This is a genomic window from Streptomyces nogalater (assembly GCF_039532885.1).
In the GTDB taxonomy this organism is placed as follows: domain Bacteria; phylum Actinomycetota; class Actinomycetes; order Streptomycetales; family Streptomycetaceae; genus Streptomyces; species Streptomyces nogalater.
Genome location: NZ_BAAASM010000066.1, coordinates 1 through 26,161 on the forward strand (window position 1 = coordinate 1; position 26,161 = coordinate 26,161).

Below are 26,161 nucleotides of genomic sequence, written 5' to 3' on the forward strand. Positions count from 1 at the left end.
TGGTCGGGGGTCGGTGGATGGTCGGGGGTCGGTGGATGGTCGGGGGTCGGTGGATGGTCGGGGGTCGGTGGATGGTCGGGGGTCGGTGGATGGTCGGGGGTCGGTGGATGGTGGTGCGGCGAGTGGTCGGGGGTCACCGGAAGGTGGGGCTCAGCGGGTGGTCGGTCTTCTCCGGAGGCGGGGCTCAGCGGGCGGCGGGGCTCCCCGGAGGCTGGCGCTCACCGGAGGCTGGGCTCCCCGAAGGCTGGCGCTCATCGGAGGCTGGGGGTTCAGCGGGTGGCCGGGGGCCTCGGAAGGCGGGGGTTCATCGGGTAGTCGCCGGGCTTCACCGGAAGGCGGGGCTCAGCGGGCGGGCGGGCGGTCGGGCGGCAGGGCTCGTTCAGCCGGTCTCCGGGTCCTCGTCCGGCAGATCCGGTTCGCCGGACGAGTCGTGGCCCCCGCCGCTCGGCGAACCGCCCTGCTCGCCGGTCGCGTCCGGACCGCCGTCCAACGGTCCCGCTCGGACGGGGGCGTCGGGCGCGTCGGAACCGTCGCCCAGCAGATCCCGCAGCTCCGCCAGGACGGCCTGCTCGTCCGTGCCGTCCAGTGCCGCGTGTGCCGCGCGCCAGGCGTCGTACGCCTCCGTCCGCCGCCCCCGCTCACGCAGCAGGAGCCCGTGCTGGTGCAGGGCCAGCCCGCCCATGTAGCGGTCGGCGCGGGCGTCGGCGCGGGACAGCAGCTCGGCACACTCCTCGGCCGCCCGCTCGATCTGCCCCAGCTGCCGCAGCGCGCGGACCAGACCGAGCCGGGTCTGGGCCTCGCCGTGCCAGTCGCCGTGGCCGCCCAGGATGCGCAGGCTCTCCTCGAAGTGCCGGGCGGCGGACTCCGGTTCGCCGAGGGTGAGATGGGCGTAGCCGATGTTGCAGTGCGCCGAGTGCCGCACGATGACCGCGCCGATCCTGTCCCCGATCGCCAGCGAGCGCCGGTGCTGCTCGATGGCGGCACGCGGGTCGGTGTGCTCGTAGAGGTTGCCGAGGTGGCTGCGGGTGACGGCCTCGCCGTAGGGATCGTTCAGCAACCGCGAGTAGGTGAGGCTCCGGCGCAGCGCCTCCCCCGACTCCGCGAACCGCCCGAGCCCCTCCAGCAGCAGCCCCCGGTTGTTCAGACAGCGCCGGATGCGGGAGACCATGCCCAGCCGCCCCCAGATCTCCAGGGCCTGGTCGGTGAGGGCGAGGGCGTCGTTCTGCCGGCCCGTCAGGAAGTGCAGCGCCGCGAGGTCGCACAGCGCGTATCCCTCGGCCGCCGGGTCCCCGAGCCGCCGCGCCACCGCGAGCCCGGCCCGGCCCAGCACCTCCATCTCGGCGACCCGGCCGCTGCGCTGGACGTACGGGGAGAGCAACCGCGTGAGCACCGAGAGGTGGGCGGCCGTGCGCGGATCGTCGGTGTCCGCGTTCCGCGACACCAGCGCGACGATGTTCTCCAGTTCCATCTCGCCCCAGGCGAACGCCTCCTCGGCCGATTCGAAGGGCGCGAGGGCGGCCACGTCCGTCGCGTGCCCGGCCGGCTGCGCGGCGGTCGGCCGCCGCCGGTCGTCCTGGTCGATGCCGGGCTCCACGATCGCCACCAGCACCCGCTCGGACATGGCGGCGTACCAGCGCAGGGCGAGGAGGCCGGCGCGGTCGTGGAGGGCGGTGGCCCCGGGCGCGGCCGGCCCCGAGAACGAGCCCCCGGTGACGGCCCGCGTACGAGCGGCCTGCGCGTGGGTAGCGGCCTCCTGGGTATCGACGTTGGCCTCGGCGCCGGCGTCGGCTTCCGCCAGTTCGCGGGCGAAGTCGCGAACCAGGTCGTGGGGCGCGTAGCGGCCGTACGCCGTCTCCTCCAGCAGGGCGACGTCGACCAGACGGTCCAGGGCGGCCTCGGCGCGCCGCTCGTCGGTTCCGGTGAGGCGGGCGATCAGCGAGGCGCCGTAGGTCGGCAGGTCGAGCGCGCCGATACGGCGCAGGGCGAGGGCCGCGTCCCGGTCGGCCTCGCGCTCGGCGGCGGCGAGCGCGTCGTGGGCGACGGCCAGGGAGCGGCGGACGCTCAGATCGTCGTACTCCAGATGGTGCAGCCGGCTGCCGGTATCGGCCAGCTGACCGGCCAGGACGTCCGGGGTGAGGGCGCGGCGGGCGGCGAGCCGGGCGGCGACCACGCGCAGCGCCAGCGGGAGCCGGCCGGTCAGCTCGACCAGCGGGTGGGCCGCGTCCAGCCCCGCGCGTCCGCTGACCGCGCGCAGCAGGGCCGCGCTGTCCTCACCGGTCAGCGGGGAGAGCGGGAAGCGCCGGGCGCCGTCGAGGGCGGTGAGCGGCGAACGGCTGGTGACGATCACCGCGCAGCCGGATCCGGCCGGCAGCAGCGGCCGGACCTGCGCCGCGTTCGCCGCGTCGTCCAGTACCAGCAGGAGGCGGGCGGGGGCGAGCAGCGAGCGGAGCAACGCGGCGGCCGCGTCGGGGTGTTCGGGGATGTTCCGGGGTCCCACGCCGAGGTCGCGCAGCAGGGCGGTGAGCGCCTGGGCGGCGGTGAGGGGGGACATGCCGGGGGTGGCGCCGTGCAGATTGACGTAGAGCTGACCGTCGGTGAAACGCTCCCGCAGCTCATGGGCCACGTGCAGGGCCAGAGCGCTTTTCCCGACCCCGGCCATGCCGCTGATCACCACGACGGCGGGGACGGAGGCGGGCGGCCCGGTCAGCGCCTGGCGCAACGCGCGCCGTACGTCCGTCCGCCCGGTGAAGTGGGCCGGCGGCGCGGGCAGCTGGGCCGGACGCGGGGTCTGCGGCACGGGCGGGGCGGCGCCGTCCTGCGGGGAGGCGGAGGCCGTGGGGCCGGTGGCGGTCCGGGGAGCCGGGGGCGCGGTGGGGGCGATGGGGGCGGGTTCGCCGACATCGCTCCCGAGGCGGGCGCCATCGGTACTGAGACTGCCGGAGCCGGTGCTGCCGTCGGTGCCGGTACTGCTGGTGCTGTCGGTACTGCCAGTGCTGCCAGTGCTGTCGGTGCTGTCGGTGCTGTCGGCAGCGGCCAGGCCATCGGCGTCACCGGCGCGCGGTTCCTCCCCCGCCCAGGTCTCCGGCCGGGAATCATCGCGCACCTGCCCGCCCCGGCCGCGCAGCACCTCGACATGCGCCTCGCGGACCGCCGAACCGGGTTCGATCCCGAGGTCCTCCACCAGACGGGCGCGCAGATCGCGGTGGACGGCGAGGGCCTCGGCCCGGCGCCCGGTGCGGTGCAGGGCGAGCATCAGCTGACGGTGGTACGCCTCGCGCAGCGGATGCTCGGCGGCCAGGGCCGTCAGCTCGGGCACGAGGGCGGCCAGACGGGCGCCCCCTAGGGCGAGTTCGGCGTCGTAGCGCCACTCCAGCAGGAGCAGCCGGGCCTGCTCCAGGCGCTGCGCGAAGGCGTAGCCGCCGATGTCGGCGGGGAGCCCGCTGAGCGGGGTGCCGCGCCACAGCGCGAGCGCGCCGGCGCAGGCCCGCAGCACGCCCGGCCAGTCCCGCCGGGCGTGCGCGGCCCGCGCCTCGGCGACGCGCGCGTCGAAGACGTGCACGTCCAGCTCGCCGTGGTCGACCCGCAGGACATAGCCCGGCGGTACGGCCCTGAGCCGCTCGGGATCGTCCAGGAGCCGGCGCAGCCGGGTGACGTGGTTGTGCAGGGAGGCCTGCGCGGAGACGGGCGGCGCGCCGCCCCACAGCGCGTCCTTCAGTACCTCGACCGAGACGACCCGGCCGGGCTCCAGCAGCAGCGCGGCGAGCAGGGCACGGACCTTGGGGCTCCCGATGGACCGGACGTGGCTGTCGGGGCCGTCGACCCCGGACGCCCCGCCCTTCTGGACGGCACGGCCGGAAACCACGGCACCGGAGTCCCCCGGCAAGCCATCGCCTGGATTTCCGGAAGAGATGCTCCCCGCAGCACCGGCAGAGGAATTGCCCGGAACACCGGCGGAGGAGCCGCCCGAGGCACCAGCGGAGGGGACACGCGAGGGCCCAGCGGAGGAGCCGCCCGAGGCACCGGCGGAAGGGTCACCCGAGGCCCCGATGACGGGGGCGCCGAAGGCCCCGGGGGCGGAGGCACCCGAGGGCCCCGGGGAGGATTCGTCCGAGACTCCGTCCGACGGTCGGTCGTAGAGGACCGGCGGTCCCAGCAGTCCGAAGCGCAGCTCGCACCGCCGCATCACGCCGCTCCACAGCCTTCCCGCGCGGCCGGGGACGACCGCGCTCCGCGGCGGGCGTATGCCCGCCGATGTCTGGCGGAAACCCGCCCTGTCCGCAACGGTTTCCCGCCACTTCCTGCCCACCGAACGACCTGTGGAATCTCCCTCGTTCGAGGGACTTTTCCCGCTTCCGAAGGGCGAGTTCGGGCCAACCGCTCGGCGGCCCGCTGACGAACCGTTGGCCACATGTTAGCGATCCGTTGGCGAATCCTGATGTGATCATTCCATCGGATCCGGCTCGACGGCGCGCGCGTATGTCGCGTAACTCGGGGGAGTGTCGCCGCAGGCTGGATCCGGGGACGACAAGGGCCCCGGCCGGCGGAGGTGAACGACCGGGGCCCCGTCCCGCCTCTCTCAGGCCCCCGCCTTCGACGGCCCCCCTCCCCCGTCCGGACACACGCGCCGACCGCGGATGTACCAAGACTGCGGCCACCACTTCAGCGTCGGGCAGACGGTAGCGGTCCAGGGCATCGGCGGCCTTGACCACCTCGGTGATGCGCTCGGCCCTGGCGTGGTCGGTCTTGTCGTCCGCGGTGAACGCCTCACGCGGACGCCGACGCATGAGTCCAGACTGCTGCGGGCGGCGCCGGAAGCTTGACCGACGAGCACATCGAGTCTTTCGGAACATGCGAAGTCCTCCGATCCCGCTCACTGCGCTGCACCGCATCCGCTACCATCAACCTCCCTGGGGGGTCAGGTTTCCGCGCGCGTTCTATGCCGTGGCTCAGCCCCTGTCGTGCAGAGGAGCTGGCCGCCGAGATGCCGTACACCGCCGAGATCAGCCGGACCAACCCCGGTTGCTTCATCTTCCTCGTAGACCAGTCGGCGTCGATGAGCGATCCCATCGGCAGCGGTGAGGCGGTGCAGCAGCGCGCCCAGGTCGTTTCGGACGCCATCAACCGGCTGCTGACCGAGCTCTCGGTCAAGTGCGCGAAGGAAGAGGGCGTCCGCGACTACTTCCATGTCGCGGTGATCGGCTACGGTCACAACCAGGTCGGTTCCGCCTTCACCGGCGCGCTCGCCGGTCGGGACCTCGTACCGCTGAGCGAGATCGCGAACAACCCCGCCCGTCTGGAGAGCCGTACGAAGAAGGTTTCGGACGGCGCCGGCGGCCTCGTCGAGACAACCGTTCAGTTCCCTGTCTGGATGGACCCGGTCACCAACGGCGGCACCCCCATGACCCGCGCCCTCGGCTACGCCGACTCCCTGGTGGCCCGCTGGGTCGAAGAGCACCCGGGCGGTTTTCCGCCCATCGTCCTCAACCTGACCGACGGTGAGTCCACCGACGGTGATCCCACGAGCGCGGCCATCGGGCTCGCCTCGCACGCCACCGCCGACGGGTCAGTGCTCCTCTTCAACCTGCACGTGTCCGGGGCCGGCGGGACTCCCGTCACGTTCCCCGACAGCGAGGCCGGCCTCCCGGACACCTATTCCCGGCTGCTCTTCCACATGTCGAGCGTGCTGCCCAGCCACATGCGCTCCTACGCTGCTTCGCAAGGGCACCGGGTCAGCGAAGCCACACGCGGTTTCGTCTACAACGCCGACATCACCTCTATCGTCGAGTTCCTCGACATCGGTACGCGCGCCACGGAACTGCGCTGACCGCCATGGGCGCACACCCGACGCCCATCGACTTCCAGTGCTTCCTGGTGCCCAAGGCAGGCAGCTCCCCCGAGGAATGTGAGGACGCCACACACGTCGCGTCGTCACCCGACGGGCACTCCGTCTTCGCCGCCGTGTCCGACGGGGCGTCCGAGAGTCTGCTCTCCGGGTCTTGGGCCAGGAAGCTCGTACGGGGTGCCGTTGCCTCGATGGCGGCTGCCGACGACCGGCGGCACGACAGGGAGAACAGCGGATCCGAGTTCTTCGTCGAGGATCTCCTGTCCCGCACCGTCGACCAGTGGGACGGCTACATCGCGGAGTATCAGGCCGAGCGGGCGGCCCGCGGCCGGCCCATCACCTGGTACGAGCAGCCGGGGCTGGACAAAGGGGCTTTCGCCACGCTGGTGGCCGTCCACATCCGGGCGGCATCAGCGGTTCCGGAAGACCCCGAGGCCCCGCCACCCTGGACCTGGCACGCCTTCGCCCTCGGCGACAGTTGCCTCTTCCACCTCCGCGAAGGCCGGCTGATCGCCTCGTTCCCCCTCGCCGACGGCGACGGCTTCGGCATCACCCCACAACTGCTCGGCAGCCGCAACCGGGACGCCGCCCTGATCACCGACCGCGCGTCGACCGCGACCGGTGAACTGCGCGCGGACGACGAGCTGCTGCTGACGACCGATGCGCTGGCCGCATGGCTGTTCTCCCACCCCGAGCTCGCTTCGGGCGGTTCCGGCAAGCAGCTCGGAAAGCTTGCCGATCTGGGCGAAGAGACCTTTGCCGAGTGGGTCCAGAGCGAGCGCGACAAGTCCCGGATGCGCAACGACGACGTAGCCCTCATTCGCATGCGGGTGAAGACGGAGGGGTAATGGCGGTCTCCCACACCGGCAAACCTGCCGCCGGACGGAAATTCCCGACCGGCGCGAACTACGTGGAAGCCCTTCAGAACCCCACACTGTGCTTCGAGGACCCGGACCTCAAGCACGGGACGGTCCAGCAGAGCCCCGTACTAGGTCCGAAGGCGATCTCGGGAAATTTCGCAAGCGTCTTCTCCATCACCGCCCCGGACGGACAGCGGTACGCCCTGAAGTGCTTCACCCGCGACAGCAGCACGCTGGAGGCCCGCTACCAGGCCATCAGCAGGCAGCTCGCCGACCTCAGGCCCTCCAAGCTGTCCCAGCCTTGGCCGGTCAGCACCGCATACCTGCCGAGGGGCGTCCTCGTCGCCGGTGAGTGGTACCCGGCCCTGAAGATGGCCTGGGTGGAGGGCACCAGTCTGATCACGTGGATCGAGCGGAACGTCCGGGACACGGCGGCCGTTCTCAGGACGGCTGAGCGCTTCGCTGCGCTGGTCGCCGACCTGGAGAGGCTCGGCGTCGCCCACGGCGACCTCCAGCACGGCAATCTCCTGGTCGCCGCCGACAGCACGCTCCGTCTTGTCGACTACGACGGGATGTACGTGCCTGCGCTGAAGGGGCAGGGCGCCACGGAGAATGGTCACCGCAACTACCAGTCCCCGACGCGTACGAGTGCGGACTTCGGCCCTTCTATAGACCGGTTCTCGGCCTGGGTCATCTACCTCAGCCTCGTCGCGATCGCCACCGACCCCGCTCTCTGGGACCAACTGCACGATGCTCAAGGCGAGTTCCTGATCCTGAAAGAGGACGACTTCAAGGAACCGCGATCCTCACCGGCCTGGAGCCTGCTGCTCACCCATACAGACCCGAACCTCCAGGCACTGGCCACGCAGACGCACGGGCACCTCACGGCGGCCGCCCAGGCAGTTCCGCCGCTGACCACGGCAGGGACGATCCCGACCCCCCGTCCGGCCCCCGCGGTGAACCAGCAGGGCGGATCCCCCTCCTGGATGGCAGGGCACATGCCGCAGCCCCGGAACAGACCTGCGGCAAGCGGCACGGGTCCGGGCACAGGCACGGGTACGGGTACGGGTACGGCCGCCGGTACAGGCTTCGCACACCGGCGCCCCGGAGACATCCTCGCCGGCGTGTTCGCGCTGACCGGATCGGCGGCACCGGCCACACTGACGGCCATCAGCACGCTGCCGACCGGTTACATGGCCGCCGCTCAGCTGGGAGTTCTGCTCCTGTCCGGCGGCGTCCTCCACGCCAGCCGACGCTCCCGCCCCGAAGCCCAGGCCTCGAAGGCCCGGATACTGGTGCTCCAGCAGCAGGTGGATGCGTTGGCTGACTCCGTGGCAGCGGCGCAGAAGATCCACCAGGAGATCGAATCCCTGAACACGGCCGGCGCGCGCCGGGACACACAGCTCAACCGGCAGATCAAGAGCCTGCAGACCGAGCTGCGCGACGAGCAGTCGCGGATCACCGTCAGGCTCAACAAGGAGACCGGCGATCTCAGGACCAAGCTGAGCGGTCTTGCCGCCAAGGAGCAGCAGCAACTGGATGCCGCGCTGGCGTCGGCGGTAAGGACGCACATCCAGGACAAACTCCGCCGGACGTCCATCAAGGACGCCAAGAAGCTCTCCAACATGGGCAGCGGAACGGTCACAAACCTGATCGCCGCCGGTATTCACACAGCCGCCGACTTCACGGGGGTCCGGTACGTACAGGGCAGCAGATACGGCAATCGTGACGCGTTCCTCATCCGCTCCAACGGACATCAGGTCAAGGTCCCAGGCGTCGGCGAGGTCCGGGCAGCCGCGCTCGAAAGCTGGCGGACCTCGCTGGAGCAGCGGGCCCGAAAGTCGGCTCCCACCAGCGTAGGCGTCCAGGAACGGGCCGCGATCCGACAACAGTTCGCCGCGCAGAAGAAGAGATACGAAGCGGAGATCACGCAGGCCGAGAGCGCGGCCCGACACGAGCGTGACCAACTCCAGCAGCGCATCACCACCCGTCTGCAGCAGGTCAACACGGAGAAGCAGCAGCACCAGGCGGCCACCCAGAAGCAGCGCGCGGTGCTGCTTCAGCGCCAGACCCAACTCGCCGACGCCACCACCACGCACGGCCGACTGGTCGCCCAGCTCACTACGGCGGGCGCGGAGCACCGCCGCACCTTCGGCCTGCGCCGATACCTGCGCTTCGTCGCAACAGGTCGCTGACCGGCCATCCGCCACGGCGCTGCCACGCTCGTGCCGGCGGCCGCCACCGACATCGAACGAGACCCCTGCCGTGTGACTCTCCATGCCCTGAGCAAACAGAAAACCCCAGGTCACGGGCTACGTGACCTGGGGTTTCTCTGAGCCGCTTTCGGGATTCGAACCCGAGACCTACGCATTACGAGTGCGTTGCTCTGGCCATCTGAGCTAAAGCGGCGTGCTGCTCGCACCATGGTGCGATCGGCGACGTCGGTAAGTCTACACAGTTCCGGGGAGTGCTTCGTACCCGCCCCGGAGCGGAGGGATCCGGGGCGGGTGGAAGGGTTATGAGCAGCGCTTTCCGGGGGGCGGCGGGGTGCCTCGGAGGAGGTAGGTGTCGATCGCCGTGTCGACGCAGCCGCTGCCTCGCCCGTACGCCGTGTGGCCGTCGCCGTCGTAGGTCAGCAGACGCGCCGAGTAGAGCTGGCCGGCCAGGGACCGGGCCCAGCGATAGGGCGTCGCCGGGTCGCGGACCGTGCCGACCACCACGATCGGCGCCGCCCCCTTCGCCTCGATGCGATGCGGCTCACCCGTGGCCCGCACCGGCCAGTACGCGCAAGTCAGCGAGGCCCACGCCAGGCCCGGGCCGAAGACCGGGGACGCCTTCTCGAACGCGGGCAGCGCCTTCTCGACCTGCTCGGGGCCCGTGAAGGCCGACGGCAGGTCCAGGCAGTTCACGGCGGCGTTGGCCATCATCAGGTTGCTGTAGTGCCCGCCGGCGTCCCGCTCGTAGTAGATGTCCGCCAGGGACAGCAGGCCCGCGCCGTCGTGCTTCTTGATCGCCGAGGTGAGCGCGTCGCGCAACTGCGCCCAGGCCCCCTCGTCGTACATCGACGCGATCACCCCGGTCGTGGCCAGCGCCTCGCCGAGCCTGCGGCCGTCCGCGTCGCCCGTCGGCAACGGGCGGGCGTCCAGCTCGCGGAAGAACGCCCGCAGGCGGTCGCCGACCCGCGCGGGCGACGCGCCCCTGCCGCCGAGCGGGCAGCCGGACCGTCGTACGCAGTCCTTCGCGAACGCCTGGAACGCCGTCTCGAAGCCCGCCGTCTGGTCCAGGTTCAGCCTGCGGGCGTCCAGGGACGGGTCCATCGCGCCGTCCAGGACCATCCGGCCGACCCGCTCGGGGAACAGCCCCGCGTACGTCGCCCCGAGGAACGTGCCGTACGACGCACCGACGTAGTTCAGCCTCCGGTCGCCGAGCACCGACCGCAGGATGTCCATGTCCCGGGCCGCCTCCACCGTGGAGACATGCCGCAGCAGCCGCGCCGAGTGGGCCCCGCAGCTCTCCGCGAACCTCCGGTTGGCCGCGACCAGCACGTCCCGCTCCCGCTGGTCGTCGGGTGTCAGGTCCGTCTGTGCGTACGCGTCCATCTGCCGCCCGTCGAGACATTTCACGGGCTCGCTGCGGGCGACGCCCCGCGGGTCCATGGCCACCATGTCGTAGCGGGCGCGGATCCGCTCCGGGTAGCCGAGGCCCGCGTACTGCTGGAGGTACTCCACCGCCGAGCCGCCCGGACCACCCGGGTTGACCAGCAGCGAGCCCAGCCGCCCCGCCGCCGTGCCGGTGGCCTTCTTGCGGGCGACGGCGAGCCGGACGGTGCCCGCGTCGGGGTTGCCGTAGTCCAGCGGGGCCTTCATCGTCGCGCACTGGAATCCGGGGACGCCGCACTCGCGCCAGCGCAGCCGCTGGCTGTAGTACGGCGTCAGCGCCGTCGGCGTCGTGCGCGGCAGCGCGGCGAGCGCCGCCTGCACCGTCCCGCCGGCCGGCGTGGCCGGGCTCCCGGGGGCGCAGGCGGTCACCAGCAGTGCGGCGGCCGTGAGGAGAGTGGCCGTGACACGGGCCGTCGCCCGGGAGTGGGTGGCTCGGATCCGGTGGGCGCGGCGGGAACCGCGGGTACGGGGAGCTGACCTGGTTCGCATCAGGCGAGCGTAACGCTCCGCAGCGGAACGGGCGCGCTGTGTGGACATTGTGCCTCCTACGGGGGACACCTCGCACCGCCCGGACTGTCGCGCTTCCACCCCGGCCCCACGGTGCCTCGCGCATCCGCCCCATGGGTTCCAAGGACGTCAGCCCCACGGTCCTGAGAACATCAGCCCCGCGGTCCCGAGCACGTCAGCCCCAGGGTGTCAGCGCCTCAGCCCGCCCGCAGGGCCATCGTCATAGCCTCCACCGCCAGCAGCGGGGCCACATTGCGGTCCAGGGCCTCGCGGCACGCCGAGATCGCCTCGATGCGGCGGAGCGTGGACTCGGGAGTGCTGCCGCGCGCCAGCCGTTCCAGGGCATCCTCGGCGTCGGCGTTGGCGATCGCCACGCGTGTGCCGAGCTGGAGGGCGAGGACGTCGCGGTAGAAGGCGGTGAGGTCGCCGAGGGCCACGTCCAGGCTGTCGCGCTGGGTGCGGGTTCTGCGGCGCTTCTGCATGTCCTCCAGGTCCTTCATCACCCCCGCCGTCCCACGCGGCAGCCGGCCGCCCTGAGCCGCGCCGAGCGCCGCCTTCAGCTCCTCGGTCTCCTTGCCGTCCATCTCCTCGGCGAGTTGCTTGGCGTCCTCCGCCGCCGCGTCGACCAGTTCCTGGGCGGCCTTCAGGCAGGCGCCCACCTCGTCCAGCCGCAACGGCAGCCGCAGCACGGCGGCGCGGCGTTCGCGGGCCGCCGGGTCGGTGGCCAGCCGGCGGGCCCGGTCGACATGCCCCTGGGTGGCGCGGGCGACGGATACGGCGACCTCGGGCTCGATGCCGTCGCGCCGTACGAGCGTGTCGGCGACCGCCTCGACGGACGGCGTACGCAGATTCAGGTGGCGGCAGCGGGAGCGGATGGTGGGCAGAACGTCCTCGATGGAGGGGGCGCACAGCAGCCAGACCGTGCGCGGGGCGGGCTCCTCCACGGCCTTGAGGACGGCGTTGGCCGACTTCTCGTTCAGCCGTTCGGCGTCCTCGACCAGGATGATCTGCCAGCGGCCGTTCGCCGGGGCGGTGAACGACTTGCGGACCGTGTCCCGCATGTCCTTGACCAGGATCTCGGCGCCGACCGCGGCGACCGTCGTGACGTCCGCGTGGGTGCCGAGCAGCGCCGTGTGGCAGCCGTCACAGAAGCCGCAGCCGGGGGCGCCGCCGAGCGCGCGGTCGGGGCTCACGCACTGCAGGGCCGCGGCAAAGGCCCTGGCCGCCTGATTCCGGCCCGCGCCGGGCGGGCCCGTGAACAGCCAGGCGTGGGTCATCTTCGACGCCTCGGGCGGCGGCTGTTCCGCCGCGGCGGCCGTGACGAGGGCGTCGGCGTCCCGCGCGGCCGCGCCGAGCACCGCGCTCACCTTCTCCTGCCCGACGAGGTCGTCCCACACGGTCATGGGTCACGCCGCCCTTCCGTCACATTCCGCGTTCCGGAATCCATTGTGCGGGTGGGCACTGACAACGGACGCCCGCCGCGGGCAGCGGGACGTCGTCCGCCGAGGTCGCGGGGCCTCTGGGGAAGCGGTGGGGGCAGGTCTCCCACGGGGAACGACCGGCGCGGGGGCAGCGGTGCCGAGCGCCTGCCGCACCCCGGCACGGCAGCACCCGTCGCCAGCCCCTGTCGCACCTACGGCACTGTCCCCCGCCCGACCGCGCGGCCCCGGTCGTTCCAAGCCAACGCCGCAGCCCCGCCAGTCCCGTCAGCCCCGTCGGCCCCTGCCCCGGCCTCGGCTCCGGCCGCGCTGTTCCTCGCTCTCGCTGCCGTCGCCGTACTCCCGCTCGCCGTACTCCCCCTCGTCGTACGACCCGAGCAGTTCGTCGGCCAGCGACGGCAGGTCGTCCAGCGGGGTCTCCTCGGCCCAGTCGGGGCGCGGCCGGCGGGGCGTGCCGTCGGCGCCGAGCCGGGGCATCTCACGCGTGCGGGCCTCGGAGCCGTCGGGGCTCGCCGTGGGGCGCTCGTCCCGGAAGAAGCCGGGCGGCACCCGGTCCGCCGGGTCGTCACCGCGTACGGGCGGCAGTACGGCCGTCTCGTCGGCCGCACCCGGAGCCACCTGCGGCAGCTGCGCCGTCTCCTCCCCCGGTCCCGAGCCCGCCGGCGGCGCGTCGGCCGGTCCGTCGGACACCGGCGGCAGTACGGCGGTCTCGTCCGCCGCGCCCGGGGTCACCTGCGGCAGCACCGCCGTCTCCTCCCCGGAACCAGTGGGCGCCGGCGGCTGCGGCAGCTCGGCGGTCACCTCGGAGTCCGGATAGGTGTCCCGGGTGCGGCCGGCGGGCCGGTCGCGCTCCTCGCGCACCGGTCGCAGCACCGTCGTGTCGTCCGTGGCCGGCCCGTCCGCACGGTGCCCCGTCGCACCCGGTGTCCGCGCGTCCGGCGACACCGCCGGCGACGGGACGGTCTCCTCGGCGCTCTCGGCGCCGCGGGCCGTGCCCGGGACCGTGGGAAGCGGCGCGCTGGGCCTGCGGGCCGCCGCGTCGGCCGCCGCCGCGGCCTCGGCGGCCTGCCGCCGGGCCTCCTCGGCACGCAGCAGCGCCTCCTCTGCCTTGCGCTGCGCCTCCAGACGCCGGGCCTCCTCCTCGGCACGCAGCTTCGCCTGCCGGGCCTCTTCCTCGGCGCGCAGGCGGGCCTGCCTGGCCTCTTCCTCGGCGCGCCGGCGGGCCTCCTCCTCGGCCTCCTTGCGGCGCTGCTCCTCCTCGGCCTTGCGGCGGGCCTCCGCCTCGGCGCGCGCCTTCTCCTCGGCGAGCAGCCGCTGCCGCTCCTCCTCCGCGCGCCGGCGCGCCTCCTCGGCCCGCAGCCGGGCCTCCTCCGCCTGCCGCTCGGCCTCGCGCCGCTGTGCCTCCTCCAGCTCGCGCCGCTTGCGCTCCTCCTCCTCGGCGCGCAACCGGGCGAGCTGCTCCTGGCGCTCGCGCTCCAGGCGCTCTTCCTCGGCCTTGCGGGCGGCCTCTTCCTCCGCCTTGCGGCGGGCCTCCTCCTCGGCCTTGCGCCGGGCTTCCTCCTGCGCCTTGATCTCGGCCTCGGACAGCGGCAGCACGGTGTCCAGCCGGTGCCGGATCACGGTGGTGACGGCCTCGGGCTCCTGCCCGGCGTCCACCACCAGATAGCGGCCGGGGTCGGACGCGGCCAGCGTGAGGAAACCGGCGCGCACGCGCGCGTGGAACTCCGCCGGCTCCGACTCCAGCCGGTCCGGTGCCTCGGTGAACCGCTCACGGGCGGTCTCCGGGGAGACGTCCAGCAGGACGGTGAGGTGCGGGACCAGGCCGTTGGTGGCCCAGCGGTTGATGCGGGCGATCTCGGTCGGGGACAGATCGCGGCCGGCGCCCTGGTAGGCGACGGAGGAGTCGATGTAGCGGTCGGAGATGACCACCGCGCCGCGCTCCAGGGCGGGCCGTACGACCGTGTCGACGTGCTCGGCGCGGTCGGCGGCGTACAACAGCGCCTCCGCGCGGTGCGACAGGCCTGCCGAGGACACGTCCAGCAGGATGGAGCGCAGCCGCTTGCCCACCGGGGTGGCGCCGGGTTCGCGGGTCACCACGACCTCGTGGCCCTTGGCGCGGATCCACTCGGCGAGGGCCTCGGCCTGGGTGGACTTGCCGGCGCCGTCGCCGCCCTCCAGGGCGATGAAGAAGCCGCTGGCCGCCGGTGCGGTGACCGGGTCGTCGCCGCCGAGCAGCGCGTCCTTCAGGTCCTGGCGCAGCGGCACGCCGGAGCGGTCGTCGACCTTGGCGAGCACCAGCGCGGCCACCGGCAGCAGCAGCGCGCCGACGAGCATCAGCGTGAAGGCGGCACCGCCGTGCGCGAAGACGAACTTGCCGTTCTCCAGCCGGTGCGGGCCGATCAGCGCCGCGAACAGCGGCGCGATCAGGACGCCGAGCGCTATGAAGACGCGGACCACGGCGTGCAGGTGCTCGGTGGTGCGCACCCGGCGGTAGTCCTCGGTCTCCTGGTCGAGCAGGGTGTGCCCGGTGTTCGCGGCGACGCCCGCGGCGGCACCGGCCAGCGTGACGATCAGCAGGACCGTGGTGACGTCCGGGACCAGCCCGGCGGCCAGCAGCGCGATGCCGGTGACGGCGATCGCCAGGGCCAGCAGGCGGCGGCGGGACAGGGAGGGCAGCAGCGCGGGGGCGGTCCGGATACCGGCGGCGACACCGCCGGTCAGGCCCAGCACCAGCAGGCCGTACAGGACCGGGCCGCCGCCCAGGTCCCTGGCGTGCAGCACGCACACCGAGACGGCTGCGGCGATCGCCCCGGCGACCCCGGCGCAGGCGGGGACCAGCAGCGGGGCGGCGCCCGTACGGCCCTTGTCGACGCCGGTGCCGGTGCGCGGGCGGCGCAGGCCCTCCAGCGGGGACCGCGCGCGCGGGGTGCGCGTGCCGGGCACCTCCAGGGACGTCAGCACGGACAGGGAGGCGGCGAACAGGCCCGCCGCCACATACGACCCGAGGGCCGCGTGATGCTGGTCGAACCAGGCCACGCCGGTGCCCAGCAGGTTGTTCAGCAGGGCCGCGACCACCAGGACGGCGGCGGCCAGCGGGACCGCGAGGAAGGTGGTGCGCAGCGCCAGGCGGCGCAGGGCGTCCAGATGGTCCGGCAGCGGCCGCACGGTCGCGCCCTCCGGGGGCGGGGCCGGCAGCAGGGCGGGGGCGGCGCTCTCCCGGCACATGGTCCACAGCCGCTCGGCGGCGCCGGTGACGAAGGCGGTGACCAGCAGGACGGTGAGCGCGTCGCCCGGGATCCAGTCGATCCACAGGGGCGCGACGATCAGCAGCGCGGCGCGCAGGCCGTCGGCGCCGACCATGGTCCAGCGGCGGTCGAGCGGGCCGTCTTCGGCGGTGAGCGAGGTCAGCGGGCCCAGGAGGACGGCGCCGAAGAGCAGCATGGCGAGGATGCGCGCGGCGAAGACCGTCGCCACTGCGAACGCCACGCCTCGGTAGCCACCGCCGAAGGCGCCCTCGGCGATCGCCGCCTGGAGGACCAGCACGACGAGGACGAGAAGGGACAGGGTGTCACCCACACCGCTCACCAGCTGCGCGCTCCACAGGCGCCTCAGCTGCGGTCGGCGCAGCAGGGAACGGACGGCGCGCTCGCGGGAGTCCGCGACCAGGGCGTCGTCCGGGGCTGTGGGGTGGGCCGTTGGCTGCTCGGCTCGCGTCATGCGTTCAGCCTATCCGCAGCCACTGACACCACACCTCGCATGTCCGTACGTACGCCCGTCCCGGCACCGCGGGGGCGCCGGGACGGGCGTACGTTTCGCGAAGCCGACTGCGAAGCGGAGCGGCGGAAGCCAGGCCGAGTGCGAAACGGCGGAAGCCAGAGCCGAGTGCGAAACGGCGGAAAGCCGCGAGCGGACGCCGAGGACAGGCGGCGGCCGATGTCGCCCCGACCCGCCCCGGCAGACCTGACAGGCCCGGCAGACCTGACAGGCCTCAGCCGGCCGCCGGCCCCGCCGCTCCCACCGTCGCCGCTGCTCTCAGTCCTCCGCCCCGGCCCCCGCCGCCTTGGAAGCCGTGGTCTTCTTCACGGCCGTCTTCTTGGCGGTCGTCTTCTTCGCGGCGGCCGTCGTCTTCTTGGCCGCCGTCTTCTTCGCGGCGGTCTTCTTCGCCGGAGCGGTCTTCTTGGCCGCCGCCTTCTTCGCGGTCTTCTTGGCCGGGGCCTTCGCCCGCTTCTCGGCGAGCAGCTCGAAACCACGCTCAGGGGTGATCGTCTCGACGCTGTCACCGGAGCGCAGGGTCGCGTTCGTCTCGCCGTCGGTGACGTACGGGCCGAAGCGGCCGTCCTTGACCACGACCGGCTTTCCGGAGACCGGATCCGCGCCCAGCTCCTTCAGCGGCGGCTTGGCGGCGGCCCGCCCCCGCTGCTTCGGCTGGGCGTAGATCGCCTGGGCCTCTTCCAGCGTGATCGTGAAGATCTGGTCCTCGGACTGCAGGGAACGCGAGTCCGTGCCCTTCTTCAGATACGGGCCGTAGCGGCCGTTCTGCGCGGTGATCTCCACGCCGTCGGCGTCCGTACCGACGACCCGCGGCAGCGACATCAGCTTCAGCGCGTCCTCAAGCGTCACCGTGTCGAGCGCCATGGACTTGAACAGCGAGGCCGTCCGCGGCTTGACCGCGTTCTTGCCGGTCTTGGGGGTGCCCTCGGGCAGCACCTCCGTGACGTACGGGCCGTAGCGGCCGGCCTTGGCGACGATCTGGTGGCCCGTCTCCGGGTCGGTGCCCAGCTCGACGTCGCCGCTGGGCTTGGCCAGCAGCTCCTCGGCCAGCTCGACGGTCAGCTCGTCCGGCGCCAGGTCCTCAGGGATGTCGGCGCGCTGGTGCTCCTCGGTGTCCTTCTCGCCGCGCTCGATGTACGGGCCGTAGCGGCCGACGCGGAGCACGATGCCGTTGCCCACCGGGAACGAGGAGACCTCGCGGGCGTCGATCGCGCCCAGGTCGGTCACCAGCTCCTTGAGGCCGCCGAGGTGGTCGCCGTCGCCGTTGCCCGCCTCGGCCGCGCTGCCGACACCGCGGCCCTCGCCGAAGTAGAAACGCTTCAGCCACGGCACGGCCTTCGCCTCGCCGGCGGCGATCCGGTCGAGGTCGTCCTCCATCTTGGCGGTGAAGTCGTAGTCGACGAGCCGCCCGAAGTGCTTCTCCAGCAGGTTGACCACGGCGAAGGACAGGAAGGACGGCACCAGGGCCGTGCCCTTCTTGAAGACGTAGCCGCGGTCCAGGATCGTGCCGATGATCGACGCGTAGGTGGACGGGCGGCCGATCTCGCGCTCTTCCAGCTCCTTGACCAGGCTGGCCTCGGTGTACCGGGCCGGGGGCTTGGTGGCGTGGCCGTCGGCCGTGATCTGCTCGGCGGACAGCGCGTCGCCCTCGGCGACCTGCGGCAGCCGGCGCTCACGGTCGTCCAGCTCGGCGTTCGGGTCGTCGGCGCCCTCGACGTAGGCCTTCAGGAAGCCGTGGAAGGTGATCGTCTTGCCGGACGCGCTGAACTCGACGTCCCGGCCGTCGGCGGACGTGCCGCCGATCTTCACCGTGACGCTGTTCCCGGTCGCGTCCTTCATCTGGGAGGCGACCGTCCGCTTCCAGATCAGTTCGTAGAGCTTGAACTGGTCGCCGGTCAGACCGGTCTCCGCGGGCGTGCGGAAACGATCACCCGACGGACGGATGGCCTCGTGGGCCTCCTGCGCGTTCTTGACCTTGGCGGCGTACGTACGCGGCTGCGGCGGCAGGTAGTCGGCGCCGTACAGCTGCGTGACCTGGGCACGGGCCGCGGAGACCGCGGTGTCGCTCAGCGTCGTGGAGTCCGTACGCATGTACGTGATGTAGCCGTTCTCGTACAGCTTCTGCGCGATCTGCATCGTCGCCTTCGCGCCGAAGCCGAGCTTGCGGCTGGCCTCCTGCTGCAGCGTCGTCGTACGGAACGGGGCGTACGGCGAGCGGCGGTACGGCTTGGACTCGACGGAGCGCACGGAGAAGCGGGTGTTCTCCAGCGCGGCGGCGAGACCGCGGGCGGTCGCCTCGTCGAGGTGGAGGGTGCCCGCGCTCTTGAGCTGTCCCACGGAGTCGAAGTCGCGGCCCTGCGCGACCCGCCTGCCGTCGACGGTCTGCAGGCGCGCGACCAGCGACGACGGGTCGGACGGGTCTCCCGCGCGGCCGGTGGCGAAGGTGCCCGTGAGGTCCCAGTACTCGGCGGAGCGGAAGGCGATGCGCTCGCGTTCCCGCTCCACGACGAGTCGCGTGGCGACGGACTGCACGCGGCCGGCCGACAGCCGGGGCATGACCTTCTTCCACAGCACCGGGGAGACCTCGTAGCCGTAGAGACGGTCGAGGATGCGGCGGGTCTCCTGGGCGTCGACCAGCTTCTGGTTGAGCTGGCGCGGGTTGGCGACGGCCGCGCGGATCGCGTCCTTGGTGATCTCGTGGAACACCATCCGCTTGACGGGGATCTTCGGCTTCAGGACCTCCTGGAGGTGCCAGGCGATCGCCTCGCCCTCCCGGTCCTCATCGGTGGCGAGGAAGAGCTCGTCGGAGTCCTTCAGCAGGTCCTTGAGCTTCTTGACCTGAGCCTTCTTGTCCGCGTTGACGACATAGATCGGCTGGAAGTCGTGTTCTACATCCACACCGAGGCGGCGGACCTCACCGGTGTACTTCTCGGGCACCTCCGCGGCACCGTTGGGAAGGTCGCGGATGTGCCCGACGCTCGCCTCGACGATGTAACCGGGGCCGAGGTAGCCCTTGATCGTCTTCGCCTTGGCAGGCGACTCGACGATGACGAGTCGGCGACCGCCGTGTGCGGTCTCGCTGGTCGGGGACAACTTCGCTCTTCTCTCCGGTCGACGCTGGGGCCTCCCCAGGCCTTGGTCCCGGGGTCGCGGCGTACTTCTGGCTCGTGTGACGCTGCGGAGTGTGACGCTACATCCCGCCCCCGTGTCAAACGGGAAAAGCCCACAACGGCCACTCGAACGGTAACCCGACTACCGGCATTCCTGCCGCCCGGACCGCCCGGCCGTCGCCGTGACCCTGTCCGGAGCGTAACGCTCCCCTTACCCGCCGGAACGGCGTTCTACCGCCTCACAGGCGGGTCAGGCAGTACCCGCCGAGGGCCAGCGCGAGGGCTCCGGCCATGCCCGCGAGGGCCGTGGATGCGACCCGGCTCACACCGAGGCCCACCGGTTCCCGGCGCCGCAGCCGCGTCCCGGTCCAGGTCAGCAGACCGGCTCCGAACAGGGCGAACACCGCTCCCGCGAACATCGCCGGCCCACTCTCCATCGCCCGCCCACCCCTTCCCCGCCGCCGGTTCGGCCCGGCGCGGGGAGAGTGGCACGCACGGGAGGCGGACGGGCGACATCAGGGTGAACGGAAGGCCGACGCGTAACCGAACGTGTGAGCGAGCAAGCGGCCTCCGATCCCTCGGCCATATTTTTCCGGCCGTTTTCCGAAGGACGGCGCGCGCCGAGGCCCGGGCGCCCTCCCCGGGCCCCGGCGCGCGGTATACGACGGTGCGCGCGGCCGGATCGGACGATGATCCGACCGCGCCTACGACGGCACGGGCGTCCCGGCTCGGGAACGCGCCCCCGGATGCCCGTCCCCGCTCAGCCCGCCGGCTCCAGGAAGCCCTGCTCCACCAGCAGCCGGATCTGGGCGGGGGTGCGGTCGCGCAGCAGGACCGCGTCCTCGCCGACGAGCTGCGCGATGGCGTCCAGGATGCGGCCCGCGCTCAGCGTGCCGTCGCACACGCCCGCGAACCCGGCGCCGACCGTGTCCACCTTCGTCGCCCGCCGCATCCCGCGGTGCTGGCGCAGCACGACGTGCTCGGGATCCTCGGCGCCGGGCAGCCCGACCTGCTCCTGGACCACCTCGGGGGCGAGCTTGAAGCGGCTGTCCAGCAGCGCCGCGTCATCGTGGGCCCGGAGGTAGTCGAGCCGGTCGAAGTGCGCCCGGACCGTCTCGCCGAGCGGCTGCTCGACCGGGTGCGGCCACTCCTCCACGGTGACGACGGGCTCGGCGGAGCCGGTCCTGCGCAGGGTGATCCAGCCGAAGCCGACCGCCCTGACCTTGCGCGCCTCGAACTCGTCGAGCCAGGCGTCGTAGCGCGCCTGGTACTGCGCCGGGTCACCGCGGTGGTCCCCGGCGTCCCTCAGCCACAGCTCGGCGTACTGTGTGACGTCCTGTACCTCGCGCTGCACGATCCAGGCATCGCAGCCGCGCGGCACCCACGACCTGAGTCTGTCCTGCCAGTCCTCCCCCGCCACGTGCTGCCAGTTCGCGAGGAACTGCGCGAACCCGCCCTCGGCCAGCCGCTCCCCCGCCTGCTGAACGAGCGAGCGGCACAGATCGTCCCCGCCCATGCCACCGTCCCGGTACGTCAGCCGGGCGCCCGGGGAGATCACGAACGGCGGGTTGGAGACGATCAGGTCGAACGTCTCGTCGTCGCGGACCGGCTCGAAGAGCGAGCCCTCGCGCAGATCGGCGGCGGGCGCCCCGGACAGCGCCAGCGTGAGCGCCGTGATGTGCAGCGCGCGCGGGTTGAGGTCGGTCGCCGTCACGCGCGTGGCGTGCTGGGCGGCGTGCAGCGCCTGGATGCCGGAGCCGGTGCCGAGGTCCAGGGCGGAGGCGACGGGGGTGCGCACGGTGATGCCGGCGAGGGTGGTGGAGGCGCCGCCGACGCCCAGGACGACGCCCTCGTCATGCTGTCCGATGCCGCCGGCCCCGCCGACCGCGCAGCCGAGGTCGGAGACGATGAACCAGTCCTCGCCGCCGGGACCGCCGTAAGGCCGTACGTCCACGGTCGCGGCGACCTCGTCACCGCCCACGCGCCGCAGCCAGCCGGCCTCAAGCGCCTCCTGGACCGGCAGCACGGCCGCCACGCGCGCGTGCGGCACGGGCTGCTGGAGCAGGAACAGTCGTACGAGCGTCTCCAGCGGCGTGTCGCCGCGGGTCGCCCGCAGGGCGGGCACGGTCTCGCTGCGGGCCAGTGCCGCGTACGCGGCGGCGCCGAGCAGGTCGAGCAGTCCGTCGGCGGTGAAGGAGGCGGCCAGCAGCGCGTCCCTCAGGCGCGCGGCGGTGTCGGGCCGGTCGGCGGCGGGCAGGGAAGCGGGTCCGGTGTCAGTCACGCCCCCATTGTGGCCCGCGACGGCCCGCCGGGGCGGACTCCGCGCGGGCCGTCCGCCGACGTCAGCCGGCCGTCGCCGGAGCCGTGGACTGTGCCGTCGCGGACGCGGCGACCTTGCAGCTGGGCTGCTCGGCCATGGCTTCCTTGACCTCGCCCTGCTCCAGCCGCTTCAGCGCCTCCGTGCCGTCGTCGCCCTGCTTGCCGACCTCCTCGGTCTGGCCGGCGACCGCCTTGAGGCCCTTGGCGAACTTGCCCTGGTCCTTGGTGTCGAGCCCCTCGACCGTCTTCTTCAGGCCGGTGTACGACGTGGAGAGACCGGCGAGGTTCTTGGCGGCGTCCTTCTGGAGCTTGGCTCCGCCGTCGATCCCGGGGGGCGCCCCGGCGCTGTCGAGGGCGTCCGCGAGGGCCTTGTAGCCGTCGGCGAGGTTCTGGAAGGCCTCGACGTACGTCTTCTGGGCGTCCTTGGGCGGAAGGTTGCCGTCCGTGGCGATGGACGCGATCGACGCGTTGGCCGACTTGATCTTGGCGCTCTGGGCGGGCACGGCGTCGCACACCGTCTTGGCCCAGGACACCAGCTTGGGGTCGGGCCCCTCGTCACCGCTGCCGCCGCACCCCGTCACCGCGACTGCCAGTACCGCACCGCTGGACAGTGCGGCCGCGAGCTTCTTGTTCACCGGATTGGTCCCTTCCATGGCTCTCGGCCCCCGGAATCTACACGGCGGACGGCCGTGCCCCCGCTACCGGGCGAGAGATCAGTCAGCTTTTACGACCTTTTGTTCCAAGGGAGAGAAGGCTCACCACGTGACCGGGCCCGCACACGCAGACGGGCGGCCGGCGCGTCAGCACGCGCCGCCCGCCCGTCGATCACCCGGGTCCTGCCGCTCCGGGCTAGGAGACCACCGCCGCGTCGGGCGAGTTGGTGACCCGCTCGGCGTCGTCCTCGTCGCCGACGGCGATGCCGCGCCGCTTGGAGACGTACACGGCGACGACGATCACCAGCAGGGCGAGGACCGCGATCCCGATCCGCACGCCGAGGTTCTTGTCATCGCCGTAGGAGAACTTGATCACGGCCGGTGCGATGAGCAGCGACACCAGGTTCATGACCTTCAGCAGCGGGTTGATCGCGGGGCCGGCGGTGTCCTTGAAGGGGTCGCCGACCGTGTCCCCGATCACCGTGGCCGCGTGCGCCTCGCTGCCCTTGCCCCCGTGGTGGCCGTCCTCCACCAGCTTCTTGGCGTTGTCCCAGGCGCCGCCGGAGTTGGCGAGGAACACCGCCATCAGCGTGCCCGCGCCGATGGCACCGGCGAGGTAGGAGCCGAGCGCGCCGACGCCGAGCGTGAACCCGATGAAGATCGGCGCCATGACGGCGAGCAGACCGGGCGTGGCCAGCTCCCGCAGGGCGTCCTTGGTGCAGATGTCGACGACCTTGCCGTACTCGGGTTTCTCGGTGAAGTCCATGATCCCGGGCTTCTCGCGGAACTGCCGCCGCACCTCGAACACCACCGAACCGGCCGAACGCGACACGGCGTTGATGGCCAGCCCGGAGAAGAGGAAGACGACCGCGGCACCCGCGATGAGACCGACCAGGTTGTTGGGTTGCGAGATGTCCAAAGACAGGCTGAGCGGCGAACCCGGCCCGGTCAGCTTGGCGCCGACGTCCTGCACGTTGGTGGTGATCGCGTCGCGGTACGACCCGAACAGCGCCGCCGCGGCCAGGACGGCGGTGGCGATGGCGATGCCCTTGGTGATGGCCTTGGTGGTGTTGCCGACCGCGTCCAGGTTGGTGAGCACCTGCGCGCCCGCGCCCTCGACGTCGCCGGACATCTCGGCGATGCCCTGCGCGTTGTCGGAGACCGGCCCGAAGGTGTCCATGGCGACGATCACGCCGACCGTGGTGAGCAGGCCGGTGCCGGCCAGGGCCACCGCGAACAGCGCCAGCATGATCGACGTACCGCCGAGCAGGAACGCGCCGTACACACCGAGCCCGATGAGCAGGGCGGTGTACACGGCCGATTCCAGACCGACCGAGATACCGGACAGGACGACGGTGGCCGGTCCGGTCAGGGAGGTCTTGCCGATGTCCCGCACCGGGCGGCGGTTGGTCTCGGTGAAGTAGCCGGTCAGTTGCTGGATGACGGCGGCGAGCAGGATGCCGATGGCCACCGCGACCAGCGCGAGGATGCGCGGGTCGCCGTCCTTGCCCTTGATCGCCGCGTCGGTGACGCCGTCCAGGCCGGCGTAGCTTCCCGGCAGGTAGACGAAGACGGCCACCGCGACCAGCGCCAGCGAGATCACCGCGGAGATGAAGAAGCCGCGGTTGATCGCGCTCATGCCGCTGCGGTCGGCGCGGCGCGGGGCGACCGCGAAGATGCCGATCATCGCCGTGATCACACCGATGGCGGGCACCAGCAGCGGGAAGGCCAGTCCGGCGTCGCCGAAGGCGGTCTTGCCGAGGATCAGCGCGGCCACCAGGGTCACGGCGTACGACTCGAAGAGGTCGGCCGCCATGCCCGCGCAGTCGCCGACGTTGTCGCCCACGTTGTCGGCGATGGTCGCGGCATTGCGCGGGTCGTCCTCCGGAATGCCCTGCTCGACCTTGCCGACCAGGTCGGCGCCGACGTCGGCGGCCTTGGTGAAGATGCCGCCGCCCACCCGCATGAACATGGCGATCAGGGCGGCGCCGAGGCCGAAGCCCTCCAGCACCTTCGGCGCGTCGGCGGCGTACACCAGCACCACACAGGAGGCGCCCAGCAGGCCGAGCCCCACCGTGAACATGCCGACGACGCCGCCCGTGCGAAATGCGATCTTCATCGCGGTGTGCGAGACGGTGGTGAGATCCTTTCGCGGTTCGCCTTCCGCCGGAGTCGCTTCCCGGGCCGCCGCGGCGACCCGCACGTTGCTGCGCACCGCGAGCCACATGCCGATATAGCCGGTGGCCGCCGAGAACGCCGCACCGATCAGGAAGAACACCGAGCGGCCGGCCCGCTGATTCCAGTCGTCCGCGGGCAGCAGCATGAGCAGGAAGAACACGACCACGGCGAATACGCCGAGCGTGCGCAACTGCCGGGCGAGATAGGCCTTGGCGCCTTCCTGGACCGCCTCGGCGATCCGTTTCATGCTGTCGGTTCCCTCGCCCGCCGCGAGTACCTGCCGGACCAGGATCCCCGCGACCACCAGCGCGGCCAGGGCGACGGCCGCGATAACGGCCACGATGATCCGATTGTCGTCGGTCAGAACCGCTGCCGCGAGAGAAGTGGGATGACCCAGATGAGGGGTAGAAAGCCCCGCCATTCGTCCTCCTTGACGCTTGGGCTGAGCTCAAGATGTGGACGGATTGTAGGTACCGCGGAGTGATCTAAACAGGGGACGGTAAACGGAATCGGCCTACTAGCGCTCTTCAGCAAATGATCGAGACAAGACCATGGGGCTCGAAAGAAGTAATGGCCTCAGGGCATTGACGCCCGCATTGGCGCTTGATCAAATTATCAGCTATTGATCGTGAATTCCTTCACGAATTCCTCGGCGCCCCGGAAAACACGACGAGGGCCCTGCTCAGCAGGGCCCTCGCGGGTGTCGCCGCGCCGTCGGTCAGACGAGCACCGTGGCCGGCGGCGTGGTCGGCCAGGTCATGCGGATCAGTCCGCCGTTCGGTCCGGTGGTGACCTCCACGTCGTCGACGAGGCCGCTGATGACCGCCAGGCCCATCTCGTCCTCCTCGACCTCGGTCTCGCCGTCCTGCCCGGCGCCGGGCGTGTCGCCGCCCGCGACGGCGTGCGGCGCCTCGTCGCCGACCTCGATGGAGAACTGTTTCTCCTCTTCGATCAGCGCCACCTTCACCGGTGCCGTGACGCCACTGCTCTGGTGCAGTCCGACCGCGCGGGAGCACGCCTCCCCCACGGCCAGGCGCACCTCGTCCAGGACGGCCTCGTCCACTCCCGCCCTGCGCGCCACCGCTGCCGCCACCAGCCGGGCGGTCCGGACGTGTTCGGGCAGCGCGCTGAAGCGGAGTTCGACGGTGGCCATGCATCCCCCTCGCGACTACGGGCGTGCGGTCGGGGACGGGGCCGCCGCCGGGCGACCGCACCCCCTGGTGTCCTTGCTGTACCCCGGGCCGCCCTGTCCGCATCGTCTTGTCTGCGTCACATCCGCGTCGGCGTCTCGTGTGCGTCAACGGCGGCGGCGCGGCAGGCGCGGCCCAGGACGGACCGGCCGACGACCGGGCCCCCGCCGGGGGCCCGGTGCCGGCGACCGGTCCGGGATCGGCCTGCGGCCGATCAGTCGGTGGCCTCCACCGCTTCCTCGACCGTGGTGTGGATCGGGAACACCTTGGTGAGGCCGGTGATGCGGAAGATCTTGAGAATGCGCTCCTGGTTGCAGACCAGGCGCAGCGAGCCCTCGTGGGCCCGCACTCGCTTCAGACCGCCGACCAGCACGCCGAGCCCGGTGGAGTCGAGGAAGTCCACGCCCTCCATGTCGACGACGAGGTGGAAATTCCCGTCGTTCACCAGCTCGACCAGCTGCTCGCGCAGCTTGGGCGCGGTATACACGTCGATTTCGCCACCGACTCGGACGACCGTACGATCGCCGACGGTCTCGGTCGACAGGGACAGGTCCACGGATCCTCCAGCACCTTGCTATCGAGCGGTTGTCCCTCGGGCACCGGCTTGCGGCCCCCGGGACGCTTCGCCAGCCG

14 protein-coding genes and 1 tRNA gene are annotated in these 26,161 nt (G+C 72.2%); 3 read left to right on the forward strand and 12 right to left on the reverse strand.

Annotated elements, in window-relative coordinates; translation table 11 throughout:
• Positions 1-379: 379 nt before the first annotated feature.
• Positions 380-4,183: an AfsR/SARP family transcriptional regulator gene (locus ABD350_RS33030; RefSeq protein ID WP_382466847.1), complete on the reverse strand. Its 3,804-nt coding sequence runs from the start codon at positions 4,181-4,183 to the stop codon at positions 380-382.
• A 798-nt stretch (positions 4,184-4,981) separates the two neighbouring features.
• Between ABD350_RS33030 and ABD350_RS33035 the strand changes: the two genes are divergently transcribed.
• From ABD350_RS33035 to ABD350_RS33045, 3 genes are read left to right on the forward strand one after another with little or no spacing between them, the layout of a single operon-like run.
• Positions 4,982-5,824, forward strand: a complete 843-nt coding sequence (locus tag ABD350_RS33035; protein ID WP_344352662.1) for a vWA domain-containing protein — start codon at positions 4,982-4,984, stop codon at positions 5,822-5,824.
• 5 nt (positions 5,825-5,829) lie between these two features.
• The gene (locus tag ABD350_RS33040) at positions 5,830-6,690 is read left to right on the forward strand and encodes a hypothetical protein (RefSeq protein WP_344352663.1); all 861 of its coding nucleotides are present in this window, start codon (positions 5,830-5,832) and stop codon (positions 6,688-6,690) included.
• Positions 6,690-8,897: a hypothetical protein gene (locus ABD350_RS33045; protein ID WP_344352664.1), complete on the forward strand. Its 2,208-nt coding sequence runs from the start codon at positions 6,690-6,692 to the stop codon at positions 8,895-8,897. The genes ABD350_RS33040 and ABD350_RS33045 overlap by 1 nt, the downstream gene beginning before the upstream one ends.
• 140 nt (positions 8,898-9,037) lie before the next feature.
• Here the strand turns inward: ABD350_RS33045 and ABD350_RS33050 are convergent.
• The 11 genes from ABD350_RS33050 to bldG all read right to left on the reverse strand — a co-directional run bounded on the left by ABD350_RS33050 (position 9,038) and on the right by bldG (position 26,084).
• A tRNA-Thr gene (locus ABD350_RS33050) sits at positions 9,038-9,111 on the reverse strand.
• A 107-nt stretch (positions 9,112-9,218) separates the two neighbouring features.
• Positions 9,219-10,850 carry an alpha/beta hydrolase gene (locus ABD350_RS33055; protein WP_344352665.1) on the reverse strand — a complete coding sequence of 544 codons (1,632 nt, stop codon included), beginning with the start codon at positions 10,848-10,850 and terminating at the stop codon, positions 9,219-9,221.
• A gap of 215 nt (positions 10,851-11,065) precedes the next feature.
• On the reverse strand, positions 11,066-12,271 hold the full coding sequence (locus tag ABD350_RS33060) for a DNA polymerase III subunit delta' (protein ID WP_344352666.1): 1,206 nt from the start codon (positions 12,269-12,271) through the stop codon (positions 11,066-11,068).
• Between the two features lie 303 nt (positions 12,272-12,574).
• Positions 12,575-16,024, reverse strand: coding sequence for a dTMP kinase (gene tmk / locus ABD350_RS33065; RefSeq protein ID WP_344352667.1), 3,450 nt, complete (start codon positions 16,022-16,024; stop codon positions 12,575-12,577).
• Between the two features lie 315 nt (positions 16,025-16,339).
• Positions 16,340-19,171: a type I DNA topoisomerase gene (topA, locus tag ABD350_RS33070; RefSeq protein ID WP_344352668.1), complete on the reverse strand. Its 2,832-nt coding sequence runs from the start codon at positions 19,169-19,171 to the stop codon at positions 16,340-16,342.
• 256 nt (positions 19,172-19,427) lie between these two features.
• Positions 19,428-19,625 carry a hypothetical protein gene (locus tag ABD350_RS33075; protein WP_344352669.1) on the reverse strand — a complete coding sequence of 66 codons (198 nt, stop codon included), beginning with the start codon at positions 19,623-19,625 and terminating at the stop codon, positions 19,428-19,430.
• Positions 19,626-19,948: 323 nt separating this feature from the next.
• Positions 19,949-21,469, reverse strand: a complete 1,521-nt coding sequence (locus tag ABD350_RS33080) for a DUF7059 domain-containing protein (protein ID WP_344352670.1) — start codon at positions 21,467-21,469, stop codon at positions 19,949-19,951.
• Positions 21,470-21,530: 61 nt separating this feature from the next.
• Positions 21,531-22,142 carry a small secreted protein gene (locus ABD350_RS33085; RefSeq protein WP_344352671.1) on the reverse strand — a complete coding sequence of 204 codons (612 nt, stop codon included), beginning with the start codon at positions 22,140-22,142 and terminating at the stop codon, positions 21,531-21,533.
• 214 nt (positions 22,143-22,356) lie between these two features.
• Entirely contained in the window at positions 22,357-24,759 is a 2,403-nt protein-coding gene (locus ABD350_RS33090; RefSeq protein ID WP_344352672.1) for a sodium-translocating pyrophosphatase, read from the reverse strand.
• A 297-nt stretch (positions 24,760-25,056) separates the two neighbouring features.
• Entirely contained in the window at positions 25,057-25,491 is a 435-nt protein-coding gene (locus ABD350_RS33095; protein WP_344352673.1) for an ATP-binding protein, read from the reverse strand.
• Between the two features lie 251 nt (positions 25,492-25,742).
• Positions 25,743-26,084 (reverse strand): anti-sigma factor antagonist BldG, encoded by a 342-nt coding sequence (gene bldG / locus ABD350_RS33100; protein WP_318202147.1) that lies wholly within the window; start codon positions 26,082-26,084, stop codon positions 25,743-25,745.
• Positions 26,085-26,161 lie beyond the last annotated feature (77 nt).